Genomic DNA, 12,738 nt, shown 5'->3' with positions numbered 1-12,738 from the left:
TGGTTTTTGGGTAATAAGAAGTGAAATAGAAGGCATTATGAAAAAGCTATTGCTTGGCACGTTACTGGTTGTCTCCGCCTGTACCACCAAACCGCTTGGGATGTCCGTTCCGACGCAAGCCGGTCACAATCTGCACTCTGCGAAGGTTGCCGTTGATTCCTGCTCTCAGGAAACTGACGAGGGCGGCAACAGCGCCGTAATTGGCGGTTATGCAACCAATATCCTGCTTTGGGGCATTATCATCGGGCCTGCGGTCACCGCGCCATTTCAGGACGAGCTGCGTCATCAGGGCGAAATCGATCAGGTTGATCGCTGCCTGCGCGCACGCGGTTTCGAGCGGCGCGAACTGACCGCGGGTGAATCGTTCTGAGTGCGCAACGCCTTTGGTGATGAACGCGAACGGCGGCTGGACCACCTGGTCGGGGCGGCACTATCGAAACCTACGGAACAGCCAAAAACTAGCGGCGCGCTTTCCAGCTGGCCCAAGTTTCTGGGGTGCCGTTGAACGTGTTGATGTCCACCCTGCCCTGAACCCCCGGCACCAGCCCGGTGCCGGTGTATTGCCAAAACCGCCAGACTGTGCGGGGATAGACCTGACGCGGATGGCCTGCGACGGATCGCAACCAGAACTCGGTTTTGGGCAAACGCCCGATATCCGTATCCGCAAAGAAATCCACTGTCGTATAGACGATGGGACGCCGGCCATAATGCCGTTCGAGAATGTCCAGAAAGCGCTGCGCTTCGGCGCGGACGGTTCTGCCATCGGGCCGCAACGTGCAGGTCTTGGAATGCGGCGTCCACTCCATGTCAAGAACATGCGGCAGATCTGCCCCTTTCGGGACGTTCTGAATGAACCAACGCGCCTGTTCCTGGGCCGATCGGCAGAAATAATAGTAATGATAAGCCCCCCACGGCACGCCCGCTGCCTGAGCACCGCGCCTGTGGTCGTCGAACAATGGATCCGCCACATCGCCGCCTTCGGTTGCTTTCAGAAATGCAAAGCTTACGCCCGAAGCTTTGGCTGTGGGCCAGTCTATCGGTCCCTGCCAGCGCGAGACGTCAAGCCCGTGGATCGGATACAAGCCGGGGTGACGGCCTTCCCACTCATGCGGATCGGCGTCCCCAAAATCAGGATAGATTACGGACGGTGCCGTCCTGTCCACGCCCGGCGTGGGCTCCACGACCTGCGGTTTCGGGCCGCCGCGTCCGCACGACATAAGCAAAGCGGCTGCAATCGTCAGCATAAGTGCAATTCGCATCATGGGGTCCTGTCTGAAATTTCTGCTCTTTCAATTTCCTTCAGAATGCCTGATCTGACCGCTGTGGCAACGGTGGGATTTTCGAAAGGCGGATTCCCACTGCTTCGCCATACGATTTGTTCTTGATCCCGGCACTCAATACCCTTAAACGACCGCAATCCGGTGCCGCATTCTGCGACTCCGGTGTTTTGGTTTGATTATCGGCTTAAAGCCCGGCTTTCTTCGGCGGGGATGTGTCAGATCAAACCAGACCAAAGGAACATTCGATCTGACCTCTGGCGGGCTGCATGCAGGACCCGGTGAAGACCAAGAGCTCTCAGGCCGTGCCCAAACTTCGTGGGCCAACCACGAGCATATAGGAGTACCTGCGATGGATCTTATCGCACAGCTTGAGGCGGAACAGATTGCCGCCCTGGGGAAAGACATCCCCGACTTCAAGGCCGGTGACACCATTCGTGTCGGCTATAAGGTGACCGAAGGGTCGCGCACCCGTGTGCAGAACTACGAAGGCGTCTGCATCGCGCGCAACAACGGCAATGGCATTGCCGGTTCGTTCACCGTTCGCAAGATTTCGTTCGGCGAAGGCGTGGAGCGTGTGTTCCCGCTGTATTCGACCAACATCGACAGCATCACCGTTGTCCGCCGTGGCCGCGTTCGTCGCGCCAAACTGTACTATCTGCGCACCCGCCGCGGTAAATCCGCACGTATCGCAGAGGTCACGAACTACAAGCCCAAGGCTGGCGCCGAAGCGTAAGGAACGGAAAGATGAAAAAAGACATCCATCCCGATTATCACGTCATCGACGTCAAAATGACCGATGGCACCGTGGTTCAGATGAAATCCACCTGGGGCGCCGAAGGCGACCAGCTGGCTCTGGAAATCGACCCCTCCGTGCACCCTGCATGGACTGGTGGTTCGTCGCGCCTGATGGACGCCGGCGGCCGCGTGTCGAAGTTCAAAAAGAAATACGAAGGTCTGGGCTTCTAAGTCTGACCGGTTTCGATTTCGAAAGGCCGTCCCTTGGGGGCGGCCTTTTTTGTTGGAAGCTTCCATGTGTCTTATGGACGCGAAACCGGACTAACCGAACAAGATGCGTTTTGGCAAAGGCCCAGGGATGCTACACTCCGGTTAACCAACACTCAGCTTCCACGGAGACCCGGACATGCCCCAGTACAATGACATGATCGAGCTTTCAGTCGATGATATGGATCTGATTGAAACGGCGTTGCGCGACTCGATCGCTTCGTTGTCACATGTTGCTTCGGATGAACCAGAGGACAGCAGGACCGACCGGGAAGACACGTTGAGGCGCATTCACGAACTTCTGGGCAAGCTACACGATCAGAAGGTCTTTTTTCGCCCGCAAAAAGGGGTTTACCTCGGCGGTTAGGGGCTTGGTTGTCGCGGATTGCGGGTCAATTCCGCCGCACTGTGTACAGGGGGAACCGGCCCGCGCAACAACATCAGCGCCAGAGTCATTCCGACCAGTGCCGCAATCGCGGCAACTAACATGGCATTGTCAAAGGCGTTGTCCTGCACATCCCGCAGGGCCTTCGCCAATGTGTCTCCCGCAGTCGGATCCATCCCCGATATCAATTGCTGTATCTGGTTCGGCGTTCCGTGTGTCAGCGCATGGGCCAGATTCTCGCGCTGGGTTGACCCGGCAGGCAACGCGTCGATCACCTCGGACAGACCTCGGCGTCTGGTAATCGCTTCAGCCAGACCGCCCACCACGGCACCAAGGGTTGCTCCGAAGTAGAGACAGGCGTTTATGACCCCAGAACCCTGCCCCACATGCTGCTCGGGCAGCAGGCGCAGACCCAGACGTGGCAACAGCGAAAAGCAGATGCCCAACCCGACACCGACGATCAGCAGCTTCCACCAGATTTCGGAAAACTGCGTTGTGTTCGTTGTTGCCATCAGCAGCAGGAACCCGCAGGCCATCGCCCCCAGGCCAATGGCGATCGGCCATTGAAAGCTGTAGGGGGCAAGAAAGCGGGGTGCGGTGGCCGATATCAAAAACATGCTGAGGCTGAGCGGCATGATCGCCAGCCCCGCACCGATGGACGAATACCCAAAGGCATCGGGCGATTGGACGAATGTATTGAAATAGACGAAGAAGCAGAACAGCGTGAAGCCAGTAAAGAACATCCCCGCCGCAGCCATCAGATAACGCGGATGGCGAAAGTACCGAAGCTCGATCAAAGGATCGTCGCTGCGGCGGGATACGATGACAAGGGCAATTGTCGACACGGCCGCCACGACCAGGGGCACCAGTGTCAAAGGCGAAGTCCACCCGCCGCTTTCCCCGTTGCTGAGCGCAAAGGACAATGGCCCGAGGAAAAACAGAATGGCAACGGCCCCCGCATAATCGAACTTTGCCCCGGCAAGGCGGGTATCGGGAACGTATTTCCGTTTGCTGACATGCAGCCCGATGGCAAAGGCCACAGCCAGCAGAACCAGGTCGGCTGCAAAGACGGCGCGCCAGCTGACATAGTGGCCGAAAGCGCCACCGACGATGGGCCCGACACCGATCGCCAGACCGACAATCGCCCCCCAGACGCCGGTAACGCTGGCGCGCTGCTCTTCAGGCGTGGCCGCCGTCAACAGTGACAGGGACGTGCCGAACAAAGCAGCCGCGCCCGCGCCTTGCGCGCCGCGCCCGATAAGCAGCATCGCCCCATCCTGCGCCAACAGGGCAAAGGCAGACCCGATTGCAAAGACGATCATGCCAAAAAAGAACACGCCCATCTTGCCGGTAATGTCACCCAGCCGGCTGACGATGCAGACAAGTGTGGCGCTGGTCACGGAATACGTGGCCATCACCCATTGCAAACCTGACGGGGTCAAATCGAACTCGGCCCTGAGATTGGGCAATATGGTGGACACAGCGGTGGTGTTGAACCCCACGACCATCATGCAGATGGCCGTCATGGCCAGCACCACGCGGGCGCGGGACTGCGGAGATACACTTGCCGAGCTCTCATCGGCCATAAAACACCCACTGACCAAGAATGTTAAATACAATCATCATCAGTTTAACGATTTCTGGCCCTGCGCATAGAGTTGCGTCAGATCCAGTAAGACAGCGCAACGGGCAGCACCAGCACAGTACCGAGCGTCGAGACAAGAATGAACCCCGCCACATCCGGCCCGTATTCCGGAACATGCTGGTCGATAAACAGATAAGTCGCCACGGAAGAAGGCATCAGGCAACACAGGATCAGCGCACCCCGCTCGGTTCCCGTGAAACCAAACAACCAGATCAGAACACTGGCAATTGCAACCGCCATCGCCAGATGCAGGGCCGTTAGCAGAACCGCGCGACCCAGGCTTTTCACACGCAGCGTCGCGAGCGTATGCCCCAGGGTCAGCAGCATGAGCGGGATGGACAATCCACCCAAGATGTCAAAGGACTTTGCGACCGGTTGCGGCAGGCTCTGCCCCGTTGCCATCAGGATCAGGGCGAGGCCCACGGCATATATAATCGGGGACGTCGCCAGTTTCCTGGGCGAGAATTCTCCGGCCGGGATCCACATGCCGACGGTGAAGATGCTGATCAGCACAACCACCACGAACGCCATGGTATAGGCCATACCTGCATCGCCCAGCGCCAGCAAAGTGATTGGCAGGCCGATGTTGCCGACATTCCCGTGCATCAACGGCGTCAGAAAGGCCCTCACCGGCAAGCGAAGAACCTTGAGCCCGACATACCCCAACACCCCGAAACCGGCCACCGCAAGGGCAGCGGCGGTCATCATGTCAAGAAACGTGCCCACGGCCAGTTTGGTGCTCGACAGATGAGAAATGATCAATGTCGGATAGCCGACTTTTGAGACGATCCCGCCAATGACCTTGTTGTCGAAAGGCGCCTGAATCACGGCAAGAACATAGCCAATACCAGCGCAGATCAGGACAGGCAGAACCACGTTCAAAACATTCAGGAACAGGTGCTCCAAGCAAAAAACTCCTTGCCGAAACCGTTTGTCGACAGTGAATCAGTGCCATTGCAATGGCAAGCGCCCTGTGTAACCCGTGCACGGCGTTGGGTTTTCCCGATTGGAGTCTGATATTGCCCGAAAGCGCCGCTTGAGGTTCTTTCCTTCGCCGCCGACACAACATATAGTGGCTGACAACAACGTGTAGTGAAGCACGGCGGGACTTGGGAATACAAGCATGGCACATATCATTGTGGTCGGGAACGAAAAGGGTGGCGCAGGCAAATCGACCGTGTCGATGCATGTGGCGACCGCGCTGGCCCGATTGGGACACAAGGTCAGCACGTTGGATCTGGATCTGCGTCAGCGCAGTCTGGGACGATACTTCGAGAACCGCAACAACTTCCTCAAGAGCTCGGACCTGACCCTTCCCAGCCCGCGCCATCACGACCTGCCCGAGATCGATGCCGCAACGTTGAAACCGGGCGAGAACATCTATGACCATCGCCTGTCTGCTGCCGTATCCCAGCTGGAAAGCGACAGCGACTTTATTCTGATCGACTGCCCGGGGTCTCACACCCGTCTGAGTCAGGTGGCGCATTCGCTGGCCGACACCCTGATCACCCCGTTGAACGACAGCTTCATTGACTTCGACCTTTTGGCGCGGATCGACTCGAAGGGCGAAAAAATCCTTGGCCCGTCCGTCTATTCCGAAATGGTCTGGAACGCTCGTCAACTGCGGGCACAGGCGGGGCTGAAGCCGATCGACTGGGTCGTTGTCCGCAACCGGGTCGGTACGCAGCGCATGGTCAACAAGGAAAAGATGCAACGCGCGATCGAAATGCTGTCCCAGCGCATCGGCTTCCGCGTCGCCTCGGGCTTTTCCGAGAGGGTTATCTTTCGCGAACTGTTCCCGCGCGGCCTGACCCTGTTGGACCTGAAGGACATAGGCGTCAAACAGCTGAACATCTCGAACATCGCCGCCCGGCAGGAATTGCGTGACATGATGAAAGAGCTGAACCTGCCGGGTGTAGAGATTGATTTCTGATCAGCTGTCCCGGCGACCGCCATGCCGACAAAGTGAGCTGCGCGGCGGCTGAGCGTCACACTGCTCGCCCCGACCGGCCCGCGAGGCGATGTCTATCTCATGACGGAGAGTACGTTTTGCGTTGGATGCTCAGACTGCATTTCCCGGATCGCATGGCGAAGGGATCTCCGAGAGCGGGCTTCGTCGGTGGCCGGATGCGGTGAAAGCCGGGCGGTCAGCTGCGGCTGATCTTCGGCGACGTGACGGTCGAGCCCGCCGCCGACACCTCGGCACGGCTCGAGGGCGACGGCATTCAGAATTCCCGGCTTCGAAGATTTCCTTCGGTCAGATGTCGTCAAGCTTCGGCTTGCAGGCCGGCTTTACGAAGACTGTTCATCAGTTTCCTCTGAAACGAGTCATCGAATTGCCAGATTGAAAAAATGTCCCGCGCCTTTGATGCGAAATTTGGCTGTAGCGCCCGCAGTTCATTCAATGACGCCTGGGCCGCTTCTTGATTCCCCAACTCACCATTCAAGGCAGCCCCCCACAGATGCGTCCAAAAGAAGTTCGGCATGTCGATTTGATCCAGAATTGTCAGGGCCCGCTGGTGGTTTCCCTGATCGAACTCATAAATGACACGCGGAAAACGATACCAGTGCGGATGGACCGGGTTCAGGGCGATGGCCCGTTCCACGAAGGTCAGCCCTTCGTCCCATTCGCCACTGAAGGCCAATCTCATTCCGTAATGCGCCAGAACAGCCGTGTCATTCGGGCTCAGATCAATTGCGACCTGACCCGCCTGGCGAAACCCCTGAATATCGCCAAGAACAAAGCGCATGTTGGCCAGCATCAAATGCCCGGCAGCCAAATTTGGATCAATCTCCACCGCCCGACGCGCAGCCGCATCCGCGGCGGCAAAAAGATCTTGGCGGTCTCCGCCAAGACTAAACCGGACTTGTTGAAGATACAGGTTGGACAGTACTGCCCACGCTTCGGCATAGTCGGGGTTTTGTTCAAGCGCTCTCAGGATACAGGCCTTGATTGCGTGGTGCCGATCAAGATCGATTGTGACCTGATAGCTGTAGTAACTCAACACGCAGTCAAGGGCATCACGGTTTCCGGGCGGGGTGCGCGCCGCCTTCTTCATCGCGTCTTGCGTAAGAACACCGTATTTACCCGCAAGTTTTCCGATCACATCCTGTATGACCATGTCTTGCGCGGCATAGATGTCACTGGGTGAGCTGCCAACCTTGTATTCGTGAACCCAGATGTAGCGCTGGCTCTTGAGGTCTATGAGACGGGCAGACAATTCTACCGTGTCGCCCATGTCCATGACACTGCCTTCCAGCGCGAAATCCGCGTCGAACTCTGCGCGCAAAGCTTGTGAATCCGTGCCCCCTTGCGAAAACCTCCGCACGCTGCCCAAAGGGAGAACCCAAATATCACGAAACCGGACCAGCTCGCTGGTCAGTTGCTGTGTAATGCCATCGGCGAAATAGCTTGGCCCCTCACCCAGAGTGTCGAATGGCAGTACCGCAACCACAGGACCCTGCGGCAACGGTTGAACCGAGAGCTGAGCCGTTTTTGTGGACGACGCAAAAAAAGAAACCCAGATCAAGGCGCAAAGCACCAAAGTCCCGAAAACAGCCAACCCAGCCCTGAAAAATCGCCGGGGGCCGAAGCCGGAAACATGAGGGGGCGCAGGCTGTGCCGGTACTGGTTCCGCCGGGGGGGCAACGCTTTCAAACCTTGGGGCATAGCCGCCCTTGGGAATGGTCAATCGAATGGGATCTGATCGGCCGGGTCCAGCATAGTAGCCGTCTATATCTTGACGCAGTCGCCTCGCTTCAAGCCTGACAATCGGATCAATTTGCTGATCGAAGGTTTCATCCCGGCCGAAAACGGACATGGCGATGGACACGCCTTTGATTTGGTCCGCGCGCCCGGCCAGATACTCATCCACGATATAAGACAGAAAAGCGCGGCGCTGGGGTGTGGCGGTGAAATCTTGATGCTTCAAAAGGCGGTGCAACTGCGCCCGAATGTCATTTTCCGAAAAGCCCAACTGAAGAGTCCCGGTCCCGTAAAAAGTTCCTATAAATTAAGCACTCAGAGAGCTACGGGAACGTTCATACATGGGATTGAACTCGGGTGGCAACATGTTCGCACTTCACTGATCTTTTTCTCAGGTTAGCAGGAACGTGCAGTTTGCCACGCAGGCAGGCGCCGGAGCCTCAAGGAAGTGGCATTTGTGTTCAAAACAGCTACCGTCCCGTGCGGACGGTCTGATTTTCCCTAGTGGTGTGATTTTATTGCTGCTTCCTTGTCGCTTTCGTTATTTGCATTCAACTCGACAGGAACCGTTTGAACATGGCACGCCGACATACACTTTTTTTCTCTACCGCGCTTTCGATTTTGACGGCTGGTGCCGCGGTCGCGCAGGATCACTTTGACCCCAAGGGCAAGATGCCATCGAAATTCACGGTCGAATTTCAGGAGCAGATGCGCGACTCTCTACCATTTGACGATCAGCGCGATTTTGAAGAAAGCCGCAAAGGTCTGATCGCCGTTCCGGATTATCGCCAAATCAAGACCGAAGACGGCACTGTCGCGTGGGACATCGGCAGCTATGACTTCCTGTTGGAAGAAGGGCAGGATTTCGACTCGATCCATCCATCGCTGCAACGTCAGGCGATCCTGAACATGAACTATGGTCTTTACGAGATTCTGGAAGGCAAGATCTATCAGGTGCGCGGCTTCGATCTGTCGAACATCTCGTTCATCCGCGGCGAGACCGGCTGGATCATCTTCGATCCACTGGCATCGAAGGAAACGGCGGCGGCGGCGTTGAAACTGTTGAATGACACGGTAGGCGAGTTGCCGGTCAAGGCGGTTGTCTATTCGCACTCACATGCCGACCATTACGGCGGTGTCCGTGGTGTCATCACGGATGAAGATGTGGCCAATGGGGTCGAGGTCATCGCACCCGAAGGGTTCATGGAACATGCAGTGTCCGAGAACGTCTATGCAGGAAACGTGATGAACCGCCGTCTGTTCTTCCAATACGGTGTTTTGCTGCCGCGCGATCCGCATGGTCATGTGGATCAGTCGATCGGCAAGAACATCTCGGCCGGAACCACCGGCTTGATCGAGCCGACCCGCTATGTCTCGGACGATTATGAAGAGATCACCATCGACGGTGTGCGCATGATCTTCCAGAATACGCCTGGCACCGAAGCCCCTGCCGAGATGAACACCTATTTCCCCGACCTCAAGGCGTTCTGGGCTGCGGAAAACATCACCGGCACGATCCACAACATCTATACCCTGCGCGGCGCGCTGGTCCGCGATGCGCTCAGCTGGTCGAAGCATATCAATGACGCGCTTTATGAGTTCGGGCAGGAAGCTGAGTTGATGTTCGCTTCGCATTCCTGGCCGCGTTTCGGCAATGATCGCATTCAAGAGGTCATGCGTGCACAGCGCGACACCTACGCCAACCTCAACAACGGAGTGTTGAATCTGGCTAACAAGGGTGTGACCATCAATGAGGTCCATAATGTCTATGAGGTCCCCGAAAGTCTTCGGCAGCAATGGGCTGCGCGCAGCTATCACGGCTCGGTCGAACATAACAGCCGGGCAGTGATCAACCGGTATCTTGGGTATTGGGATGCGAACCCGACCACCTTGACGCCTCTGTCGCCCCAGGACAGCGCACCACTGTATGTCGAGATGATGGGCGGTGCCGATCCGATCCTGTCCAAGGGGCAGGGCTTGATTGACGCAGGGCAATACTTGCACGCAACCGAGATCCTGAACAAACTGGTCTATGCCGAACCGGAAAATCAGCAAGCCAAGGACCTGCTGGCTGATGCGTTCGAGCAGATCGGCTATCAAAAAGAAAGCCCTTCGGTTCGCAACTCGTTCCTTGGTGCCGCTTACGAATTGCGCAACGGCATCCCGCAAGGTGCAACTATCGAAACCACCGGCCCTGACACGATCCGGGCGATGGAAACCTCAATGTGGCTTGATTTCATAGCCATCCGCGTCAACAGCGAAAAGGCGGCGGGTATGGAATTCACGATCAACCTGTCGATTCCGGACCGGGATGAAAACATCGTCGTCGAGATGAGCAACGCCACGCTGACCCACATCGTTGATCGAAAGGCACCCGACGCAGACCTGTCGATCGCCTTGAACAGAGCGGATCTGGAGAAAGTCATGACCGGAGAGAGCAAGCTTGTCGATATGCTGGCGGACGAAACCGCTCAATCCGAGGGCAACACCGATGTTGTGTCGCAATTGGCTTCGACTCTGGACCAGTTTGATCTTGGGTTCGAGTTGATGCCCGGAACCGGAGCCGCGGACCTGACAGCGCCAGCCAATGACTTTGCTCAACCGCCGCTGGCGAACTCAAACGGAGGCTGAGTTCTACATGGATTGAAACTGGCAAGACCCAAGTCGGCATGGATTCATGGCAGCAGGAATAAAGCTGGCAAAACCCAAAACCGGCTTGGGTCACCTTTTCCGGCAGATATCAGAATTATGTGAGGTTCTGTCGCTTGTCCCCGGTGCAGCATCGGTGGATCTGGGTTCGAACCAGATACTGGCTCAAATCCACAACATACGCGATTATCCGATCAATCCCGGCGGGTTAAAGGCGTTCCATCACGTCTTTCAGCTTCGGCACCGCTGGAAGGAATAGCCGCAGTTTCAATTGGTTTCCGATGGCCCGCCGGGGCTGTACACCGTAAACAGCTCTTTTGGTTCATTCACCCCGCGCAGCATGTAGCGACCGACCGAGACAAGCTCCTGCGCGCAGGGCTGTGCAGCGCGGGCGACATCATCCGAGATCAGGATCCTCTGACCCAAAGACCGGTGCATTCCCGCAATGCGGGCGGCCTGGTTGACAGCCGGGCCGATCACCGTGAAGTCCAGCCGGGTCTCGGACCCGATATTGCCATAGAGAATCTCGCCCGAATGCAAGGCCAGCGTATAGTTGGCCACCGGCAGACCCTGCGCGCGGCGCCTTGCGTTCAGTTCATCCATGCGGGACTGCAATAAGGGCACGGCCTCAAGCGCGGCACGGGCGTCTTCGTCGATCTCTCCGACATCGAACATTGCCATCAGGCCGTCACCCATGAATTTCAGGATGTTGCCGCCCTTGTCATGCACCACACCCACGGCGACGGCCAGATAGTCGTTCAGCATGTCGATGATCTCATGCCCCGGCAGGTCTTCGGACAGCGTGGTGAAGCCTTCGAGGTCGAAATTCCAGATCACAGCGTCGATTTGCTGCAAAGACCCACGCCGAATTTCACCCGACAGAACCCGGCGACCGGCATCCCGCCCCAGATAAACCCGCATCAAATCCTTGGCCAGTTCCTGGTTCTTGGCGGATTTGAGCGCCAGCCCCAGATGCGGCAGTACAGTTTGTATTTGGTTCAGATCGCTGTCTTCGAATCCGTTCGGTGCGTCGCTGGTCCAGGACATCAGAACACCATCGCTGACCTTTTTCGTACCGTCGGGGCGCAGTTGTCTGGCCCCTTCATATGACAGGCCGGTGGCATAATAATCGGTCGCTCCGATTTCACGCAGATCATTCAACAAGGGAAAGCGGCTGGGTTCATTATGGTCGACCAGTTTGACCCGGATTTCATCCAGATCACCGTTCAGCAGCGTATAGAGTGGGCTTTGCTGCCAAACTTCGCTGGGCGTTTCCGTGAACTCAAATTTCTCGGATTCACCGCCCGCGCCGTTGTACCAGCTGTAACCGGTACCTCCGTAAACCGGATGCAGAGTCGACTGCGCCGCATGAAAGCGCATCAACGGAATACCCATTTCCACCAATCGGGCACAAAACCCTTCCAACAGCTCTTCTTGCCCGGCGCCCTCCAGCCCCTTGCTGACCAGCCATTCGATCAGGGAATGTGAGAAAACTGAAGCGGAATCTGGCAATGTCATTTTGTTGTCCGTATCAAGTATGATCCCCATTTGGGGGCAGGCCGCGTCAATTGCCATAGGTCAGTCCAAACCAGCCAACCTTTGCAGCATTTGTCGCAATAACGCGGCCTCTTCCGGTTTGAACAGGCCTGACAGTTTCGCATCGTAATTGGCAGCTACGCCGCGCAGGTCACGATACACAGCTTGCCCTGCTGGTGTTAGTGTCAACCATTCCGCCCGCCGATCCGCTTCGTCCCGTGAGCGTTTCAGGTATCGACGCTGTTCCAGCTTGGCGACAGCACGGCTGATTTTGGTTTTGTGCATTCTGGCGCGCTCGCCGATTTCTTTGGCGGTCATCTCGCCAAACAAACCCAGATGGAACAATACCCGCCATTCGGTTCTGAGCATCCCATAGCGGCCCTTGTAAACTGCCTGAAACTCTAGCGAAGCCCGTTCGGCCGCCTGATTCAGCAGGAAGGGCAGAAAATTTTGCAGATAAAAGTCATCATTTTTTTCGGATTCATCGTGTGTCATGCTTGTTAGTTACAAAATCAACTATTACCCGACAAGCAGC

At 56.9% G+C, this 12,738-nt stretch carries 13 protein-coding genes; 7 read left to right on the top strand and 6 right to left on the bottom strand.

Translation table 11 applies throughout. From position 1 onward, the window contains the following. Positions 1–37: 37 nt before the first annotated feature. On the top strand, positions 38–370 hold the full coding sequence (locus ACR0LI_RS17770; protein ID WP_480718955.1) for a hypothetical protein: 333 nt from the start codon (positions 38–40) through the stop codon (positions 368–370). 88 nt (positions 371–458) lie between these two features. Here the strand turns inward: ACR0LI_RS17770 and ACR0LI_RS17765 are convergent, their stop codons facing one another. Beyond that, positions 459–1,259 (bottom strand): glycoside hydrolase family 25 protein, encoded by an 801-nt coding sequence (locus ACR0LI_RS17765; protein ID WP_480492334.1) that lies wholly within the window; start codon positions 1,257–1,259, stop codon positions 459–461. A gap of 370 nt (positions 1,260–1,629) precedes the next feature. On the opposite strand from ACR0LI_RS17765, the gene rplS reads away from it, so the two are divergent. The 3 genes from rplS (at position 1,630) to ACR0LI_RS17750 (ending at position 2,649) form a co-directional block, all read left to right on the top strand. After that, positions 1,630–2,013 (top strand): 50S ribosomal protein L19, encoded by a 384-nt coding sequence (gene rplS / locus ACR0LI_RS17760; protein ID WP_152457026.1) that lies wholly within the window; start codon positions 1,630–1,632, stop codon positions 2,011–2,013. Positions 2,014–2,024: 11 nt separating this feature from the next. Next, positions 2,025–2,246, top strand: coding sequence for a 50S ribosomal protein L31 (gene rpmE, locus ACR0LI_RS17755; protein WP_050605278.1), 222 nt, complete (start codon positions 2,025–2,027; stop codon positions 2,244–2,246). Positions 2,247–2,421: 175 nt separating this feature from the next. Next, the gene (locus ACR0LI_RS17750) at positions 2,422–2,649 is read left to right on the top strand and encodes a hypothetical protein (protein WP_171637644.1); all 228 of its coding nucleotides are present in this window, start codon (positions 2,422–2,424) and stop codon (positions 2,647–2,649) included. Here ACR0LI_RS17750 and ACR0LI_RS17745 read toward each other — a convergent pair. Continuing rightward, positions 2,646–4,253 carry an MFS transporter gene (locus ACR0LI_RS17745; protein WP_171637646.1) on the bottom strand — a complete coding sequence of 536 codons (1,608 nt, stop codon included), beginning with the start codon at positions 4,251–4,253 and terminating at the stop codon, positions 2,646–2,648. The two genes, ACR0LI_RS17750 and ACR0LI_RS17745, sit on opposite strands and share 4 nt — an antisense overlap. Before the next feature lie 77 nt (positions 4,254–4,330). Continuing rightward, positions 4,331–5,218 (bottom strand): AEC family transporter, encoded by an 888-nt coding sequence (locus tag ACR0LI_RS17740; RefSeq protein WP_171637648.1) that lies wholly within the window; start codon positions 5,216–5,218, stop codon positions 4,331–4,333. 217 nt (positions 5,219–5,435) lie between these two features. Between ACR0LI_RS17740 and ACR0LI_RS17735 the strand changes: the two genes are divergently transcribed. Then, on the top strand, positions 5,436–6,245 hold the full coding sequence (locus ACR0LI_RS17735; RefSeq protein WP_152457022.1) for a division plane positioning ATPase MipZ: 810 nt from the start codon (positions 5,436–5,438) through the stop codon (positions 6,243–6,245). A 334-nt stretch (positions 6,246–6,579) separates the two neighbouring features. On the opposite strand, the gene ACR0LI_RS17730 is transcribed toward ACR0LI_RS17735, so the two are convergent. Continuing rightward, on the bottom strand, positions 6,580–8,244 hold the full coding sequence (locus ACR0LI_RS17730) for a tetratricopeptide repeat protein (RefSeq protein WP_480718954.1): 1,665 nt from the start codon (positions 8,242–8,244) through the stop codon (positions 6,580–6,582). A 350-nt stretch (positions 8,245–8,594) separates the two neighbouring features. Between ACR0LI_RS17730 and ACR0LI_RS17725 the strand changes: the two genes are divergently transcribed. Beyond that, positions 8,595–10,649 carry an alkyl/aryl-sulfatase gene (locus ACR0LI_RS17725; protein WP_480718953.1) on the top strand — a complete coding sequence of 685 codons (2,055 nt, stop codon included), beginning with the start codon at positions 8,595–8,597 and terminating at the stop codon, positions 10,647–10,649. Positions 10,650–10,695: 46 nt separating this feature from the next. After that, the gene (locus ACR0LI_RS17720) at positions 10,696–10,926 is read left to right on the top strand and encodes a hypothetical protein (protein ID WP_171637652.1); all 231 of its coding nucleotides are present in this window, start codon (positions 10,696–10,698) and stop codon (positions 10,924–10,926) included. Between the two features lie 8 nt (positions 10,927–10,934). Here the strand turns inward: ACR0LI_RS17720 and ACR0LI_RS17715 are convergent, their stop codons facing one another. Then, positions 10,935–12,185 carry an adenylate/guanylate cyclase domain-containing protein gene (locus ACR0LI_RS17715; RefSeq protein ID WP_171637654.1) on the bottom strand — a complete coding sequence of 417 codons (1,251 nt, stop codon included), beginning with the start codon at positions 12,183–12,185 and terminating at the stop codon, positions 10,935–10,937. Positions 12,186–12,245: 60 nt separating this feature from the next. Further along, complete coding sequence (locus ACR0LI_RS17710) at positions 12,246–12,698, bottom strand: MarR family winged helix-turn-helix transcriptional regulator (protein ID WP_480718952.1); 453 nt, start codon at positions 12,696–12,698, stop codon at positions 12,246–12,248. Positions 12,699–12,738 lie beyond the last annotated feature (40 nt).

The sequence above is a fragment of the Ruegeria sp. CL7 genome, from assembly GCF_056536445.1.
This window is presented reverse-complemented; position numbering and strand designations above follow the sequence as displayed.

Coding starts and splice junctions, on each gene's coding strand:
- ACR0LI_RS17735 (WP_152457022.1), top strand. CDS start 5,436: ATGGCACATATCATTGTGGTCGGGAACGAAAAGGGTGGCGCAGGCAAA.
- rplS (WP_152457026.1), top strand. CDS start 1,630: ATGGATCTTATCGCACAGCTTGAGGCGGAACAGATTGCCGCCCTGGGG.
- ACR0LI_RS17765 (WP_480492334.1), bottom strand. CDS start 1,259: ATGCGAATTGCACTTATGCTGACGATTGCAGCCGCTTTGCTTATGTCG.
- ACR0LI_RS17715 (WP_171637654.1), bottom strand. CDS start 12,185: ATGACATTGCCAGATTCCGCTTCAGTTTTCTCACATTCCCTGATCGAA.
- ACR0LI_RS17710 (WP_480718952.1), bottom strand. CDS start 12,698: ATGACACACGATGAATCCGAAAAAAATGATGACTTTTATCTGCAAAAT.
- ACR0LI_RS17720 (WP_171637652.1), top strand. CDS start 10,696: ATGGCAGCAGGAATAAAGCTGGCAAAACCCAAAACCGGCTTGGGTCAC.
- ACR0LI_RS17770 (WP_480718955.1), top strand. CDS start 38: ATGAAAAAGCTATTGCTTGGCACGTTACTGGTTGTCTCCGCCTGTACC.
- ACR0LI_RS17745 (WP_171637646.1), bottom strand. CDS start 4,253: ATGGCCGATGAGAGCTCGGCAAGTGTATCTCCGCAGTCCCGCGCCCGC.
- ACR0LI_RS17725 (WP_480718953.1), top strand. CDS start 8,595: ATGGCACGCCGACATACACTTTTTTTCTCTACCGCGCTTTCGATTTTG.
- ACR0LI_RS17750 (WP_171637644.1), top strand. CDS start 2,422: ATGCCCCAGTACAATGACATGATCGAGCTTTCAGTCGATGATATGGAT.
- rpmE (WP_050605278.1), top strand. CDS start 2,025: ATGAAAAAAGACATCCATCCCGATTATCACGTCATCGACGTCAAAATG.